The sequence below is a fragment of the Candidatus Omnitrophota bacterium genome (genome assembly GCA_028693815.1).
Lineage (GTDB): Bacteria > Omnitrophota > Gorgyraeia > Zapsychrales > Aceulaceae > Aceula.
The window spans coordinates 1-6,053 of the sequence record JAQUUP010000043.1; the positions used below are offsets into that span (position 1 = coordinate 1).

Annotated in this window: 1 protein-coding gene; it reads left to right on the top strand. The window is 37.6% G+C overall.

Annotated elements, in window-relative coordinates; translation table 11 throughout:
• Positions 1–6,053: hypothetical protein (locus PHY73_08665; protein MDD3375773.1), on the top strand; the 6,053-nt coding region annotated here is incomplete at both ends.

Here is a 6,053-nt window from a genome sequence, read left to right on the forward strand (position 1 = left end):
TCTTTGGCTCATGCCAGATCATTCGTCTTATTTGACCCATTTGATCGACATTCATCTTCGCCAGGCAGGATTTCTTGGGCATGCTGCGGATTTCACAGCAGCGTATGCCCATTGTAGCGAAGCTGTTCGTCTGGACGGTTTTGTTGTCAAGAACGAAGGTCAAAGCCAAATGCCGTTGATCAATTTTTATTCAATGATCTTAGACGTTCTTAATCCTGACGGCGCAAGGGATCAGGCAGCAGAGACTTTTTGGCAAGAGGTTTTACCGGTGTTTCGTAATGAAGATTTGGTGATTTTGTTTAATAGCATGTTTCCTCTGCCTACGCAAGAGGAGGATCTACGACGGGAAATGGTATTATTCTTCGCTGATAATTTTAAGCTCCAGGATTGTTTTTCGGAGGAGTATGCCAAGGCTGCCCAATTCTTTGGTCAAATCGCTGATGACGAAACTTTGGTAGCTTTACGCGAATTCGCACAGAATGTTTTTGATGTGTTTATTGGAAATGGTCAATATCAAGAAGCCATCGATCAGGTTGCTATTCTTTCTTCGCTGGGAATGCTTCGCAAAGATAAAGAATCGTTATTTGCGAGAGCTAAGAATTTATTACGCTTTTGGAATGAGGCTCTAAAGCTCGAAGCGGCGGGCAAACTCGAGGATGCAATAAAGTCTTTAGAAAGAATTATTAAGCAGAATCCTGAGGATAAGCGCGCGCGAGCAAAATGGTTGGAGCTTAAGGAAAAGATAAAGGCAGTCGCAGCGCGTAAAGAGATAGTGGATGAGTTTAAAAAGCTTTTGTCTCGTGCGTATAATTTAGCGACCAAGACTGATCCACAAAAAAGAGCTAAAGCGCCAGAGGTTTTTGCCCAGGCTCTAGAATGTTTAAAGAAGCTTACAGAGCAAGAGGCAAGATCGTATTTACAGCGTATTGATGATATTAAAAAATTTTTGGCGAAAAAAGATGTTATTGAGACTGATCAAGCCGGGGCAACAACGGGAAAGACAAATAAAAAGAGCCAGGCGCCGCCGATTCCAGAATCAGAACCTGTTTCTGCTACAAAAGACCTTCCTCCTTCCAAGCCCGTTGTTGAAACAAAAAATATTAAAGTTTATCTTATCAAGTCTTTGCATGCTGACATTTTTCGTAATGAAAAGTTATTTAAGCGCTTTACTGGAGATGTTCAGATTTTAGTTAGTAAAATCCAGATCGGTGATCATCACGTTGCTGTTAGGCATGTCACTGGGCAATATTCTGTGAACCGGTTTCGTACTGGTAAGAAGCGTTTTGCGTATACTGTTTTTATGGATATTGAGCCTGGGGTGCAAACGTGGCTTATTTTTCATAATGATGGGCGCAACGATGTTTATAAGACGCTTGTTGATAAGGTTAATCATGTTTTTGAGAACCGCGATGAAATTCTCACAGACGCTATTTTGATTTACCAAACATCCTCGAGCGCTTTAGGCTTTGGTGATGTGCGATCCGTATCTTCTAGCAACCTATTAAGACTAACCGATGAACGAGAGCTTATTTGCACGGGTCATCGTGAGCGTTTTGAGCCGCTTGTGCGTAGCGTCTTAGAGAAAATATTGATAGGAGTTAATAAGAGTATCATGAATGAAGAAAAGAGGCGATTCCCGAACTTCGAGGATCTAGAAGCTCTTTATGTTTTGAATGCGCGCGTGGCATATTATTTAAGCTTTTTTGAATCAAAAAAAGAGATAGTGCGAGGATTGATAACCTATGTCGGCAATTTTTATCTGCAGGCGCATTTGATCGCTCTTAACGCTCTTATGAACATCGACAAGGAGAAGGCACGTAAGGAATTTTATCGATTACATTTAAAGGCTCAAGATCAGAGGGAAAAGCTTACAAAGAAATTTGATGCTGTGATGGATCTTCCTAATCAAGGTTTTGGTTCACAGAAGAATAAATCGTTTTTTCTAACTCCAGACCAAGAACGATTGCCAGAGCAGATTCACGTGAATGAAGAACGACAGAGAAAACTTCTTTTAGCTCTTGCCAGATTGAAGGATCCACGCGTTGTTCCAGAAATAATGAAAAAAATTCGTTCAGAAATTCCTGAGGATCGATTGCAGGCGGCGGAACTGGTTATTCATTTCAATGATCCATTGTTTATTAAGATCATTGAGGGGGAAGGAATGCTACCCATTGGCGCAGATATTCATCAATGGACTTTAGACACTATTGTTAATTTCCAGACAAACCTTTTTCTTTTAGAGGCCATCGGATTCTTAGGGGATAGGGTGTTTGTTCGCGATCAACTTCTCGCATGGAAAAAGGTTTTTGTTTCTGTCCACAATCTCCGATTTTCTCAGCCAAACCAAGGGCTTGATGAAATTGTTGCCAAGGTTTCTTTTAGTTTGGGCCTTAGGGAAGAAAACGCCATTGTTGAAAATATCAAGTGGATGTGGGGGAATTCTTATTTTATGGAGAAGCCGGTTATTTTTTGGGCCTTGATCGATGCGATTCATCAGTTAGGTTTAGCGGAGTATGCTCGAGATATTTATAGAGAATATGAATATGCCGGAGAAGAGGATCTTACAGATGAACAAGGATACCTAGGACAGGTTCTTTTAGGCCTAGGTTATCAAAAAGTGGCTAATTCTTTCTATCAAGTTTTGAATCAATATATCACAAAAAATAAGGATGACGAGACTCTGGCGGAAGCTGCTCTGATTCTTGATAAGGTCGGTGCTGTTATGCAGGCTTGCGGATTAGCCGTGTCTTCGTCGCCATCTTTTTTTGATTCAGAATTCAGGCCAAATATGTATTTCCCGAACATAAAAGATTGTGTTATTGAAGTTTCTTGGAGAGAAAAGTCGCATCAGATTGTTCTGACGTTAAGACTTAAAAACGGTAAAAAACAAAATCATCCTGGAGCAATCATTGTTGTTGTGATTGCCAAATCGTTGTTACGACTTGTGGAAATAGGACAGAATATTGTTTTAAAGATTCCTGAGCGTGAAAATACTTCTCCTATTCCTTATTTTGATTTCTTCAAAAGTTGTGTTAAGGATATTGAAGATTTTACTGAATATTTTTATAATTTTTTAGCTCAGACAAACAATTTTCGCGTGACGTTCCCATATTTTACAAAAAGAGTTTATCAGGGAGAAGACAATATTGTTTGGATTAAGCTTGACGATATCTTTCCTTCAAAAAGAAAACCTAAAACTTTTTCTGATGATGAATATAAATACTTTTTGGCTGTGGCCAAGATGTTTACGAGTCGAGATCATTTTTCAAAAGATTGTTTTGATAAGGCGATAGAAAAAGCAAAGGCATCTTCAGATATCGTTTCTTTTTATACAGGAAAAGAAAAGGCAATTGAGGGTTTTGGCGTATACGCGAGTTCAATTTTAGAGCAAGATAAGAATAAAATTCTTGATTTGGCTTATCTTGTTGGTGCAAAAATTAACTTTTGTCAAAAAGAGTCAAAGAAATGTTTTTTCATTTTTTCAGGAGCGCCCGCTTCTTTGAAATCAACATTTATAGGGGCTATCAAAGAAATTGTAGAATCAGATCATGGCCTAAACGTGCGGGTTGTTGATGAAGCGAGGTTGTTAAGCGAACAAGTAGAAGATTTGAAATTCAGCAATTCATTTGAATATTTTAATAACCGTTTTGAAGAGCAGGTAGTTATCGCAGAATGTGTTACAAGTGTCCCATATCGACAAGACTTGGTTCATCTTTTTATTTTACTTGAAGCTGATTTACATGTGAGGCAAAAAAGAATTGAGCATGCGACCAAAAGCTATGAATATGCCCAGTTAAGAACATCTGTCGAAATTCTTGATTTTAAATTTTATAATCCAGATATTATTTTAAATACAGATTTTTTTGGTTTTGATTTAGAATTTATCAAAAATGGAAATTTAAAAGCAATCTTAAAAGAGGGTATTGAAAAAGGCATTAGCTCCTCAATTTTTCCTACTTTAGCGCGTGACCTTGTTTGTTATTCTCATGAAGGTATGAAAATTCCAGAAATCGTGAAAAGGCGAGGTGTTGCCGCCGGTTGGCAGAAGCTATTTCCTGGGACGGATAGCGCCCAGGCGACTCTTTCCTCGCCGGCGAAATTAGAGGAAGGCCTTTCTTCTTCGTTGCTAGCCGTTTCTTCATCCGCAGTCCAGGCGGTTAAGCGCCAGCGCATGATGTGGCTTATTCGGATGATCGCTGATCAGGACAAGGGTCTTTTTACAGAGGTGAAGAATTTGTTTAATGATCAATTCTTGCAGTGCAGGGTTTTCGACGCTATTAATGACCATCACGATATTGGCATTACTAGGCTTTATATGCGAATAAAGGAAATAGGGTCTACCAAGCAGTTTAATCAGATCTTTGACAAGATGATTGTAAGGATCTTAGAAGAAAATCTTCAGATAAAAAAATTATATCAAGACGCTAGTGCGCTTTTTGAGGGTTCGTATCAATATGCTGATCAGATTAACAAGGTTGATATTTTTAATATTATTTGGGTTTTATATCAGATGGGAGCTGAAGAAGAAAGGACGCTTGATCGTTTGATTCTTCTTTTCACCATTGCGATAGATCATAGTCGACATAATCACGAAGCAAGAATTATTTCAGAAATAGGCGTTATTATTAAGAAATTTTCTCGTGGGATGTCCTTAGCAGATGTTGTTGATGAAAGACAGAAAACCCAGAAGGGATTATCTACGCGAAGTCATAATCTTCAGGTTGCTTCATATCTCAGATATTTTTGTGAGATCCCTTATGTTGCACGACAGGTGATTGATTATCAGGAGAGGTCTGGAAAAGTTTCGCAGATGATGAGGGAAAGCGCAAAGCTTACCATGTCTAAAGTAAGAGGCATTTTAAAGGATTTTTATTCTTTGCAACCGGACAAATGGAACCGTATCAAAAAGGATTTCTTATGTCTTCCTCCCATGCAAAAATTATCTAGAAGTAGAAGTCTTTTTGAAAAGAAAGCAGAGCAACGATTAGCGGCTTTAGAGTATCAGGCTCAAGGCACGTTATGTTCAGATCAAACGGTTAAACCAAAGAAGGATTTTGAGACAGAAGATTTAACCATTAGCGTTAAGCAGGTTCTTTTACATCCGTTAGTTCAAAATGAATTATTAAATAAAAAAAAATATCCTTCATTTGAGACACGCAATGTTCTCCTTGGGAAAATTAGAAACTTTATGGAATACGCTCAAGCTCTTGAAAGAAATGGCCAAGATATGCGAGCAAAATTATTTTATTATAAGGCTAAAAATTTAATAGAGTTATTGGGTGTTGACGCGGGAGCTGTTGACTCTTTGAAGAAAAAAATTGATGATAAGTTAATAAAATTGAGTTCGTTAAGATCTTATCATAAAACTTCAGAAGTTTATCCCGTTATGATAGAGATGACTCCATCTTCTTTTAAGCGTTTCTTTTATCCTTTTCAATCAAGTTTTGATTTATTTTCATCTTTTCCTTCGGAGAAATGGAAACATGTAATTTGGAATAATATAGAAAAGAAGATTCCTGGGTTCATCATTGGAGTAAAGGATGAGAACAATCATTTTTTATTTTTATTGTATTATTATAAAAAAACATATTCTTTTTTAGATGGACGGTTTTATGTTGAATCTCAGGCAGCGTTAAAGAAAGATATTTTTCATATCGCTCTTAGCCAAGTTGTTGATTCTTGTGATGATTCGCAAGGATTGTTTGATTTTGTAATTTCTGAAATTGCGGAACAGAGCTTGATTGATGTGTTGATCGATCCAGAATTTCAAGGAGCGCTTACTTTTGATTATATGAACTGTGGAGTGGAAAAAGTTGATGATAAAAAAATAAGGGTATTTCTAAAGGATTTAGGATTTGAGCAGGTATTGGTTTTTATGCCAGTTGGTTTTTTTGAGACAAGGAATAGTCTGTCTGACTTTGTTATTTTGCCAAAAAGTAAAAAAGCCCTTTCTTCTTCAGTCTTAGAAATAAAATCAGCTATTTTTGAAGATATTCGTGTCGATCGCAAAGTTCCTTTTAAGTATGAGGGTGTTCCTGCGGGTACCCGTATAA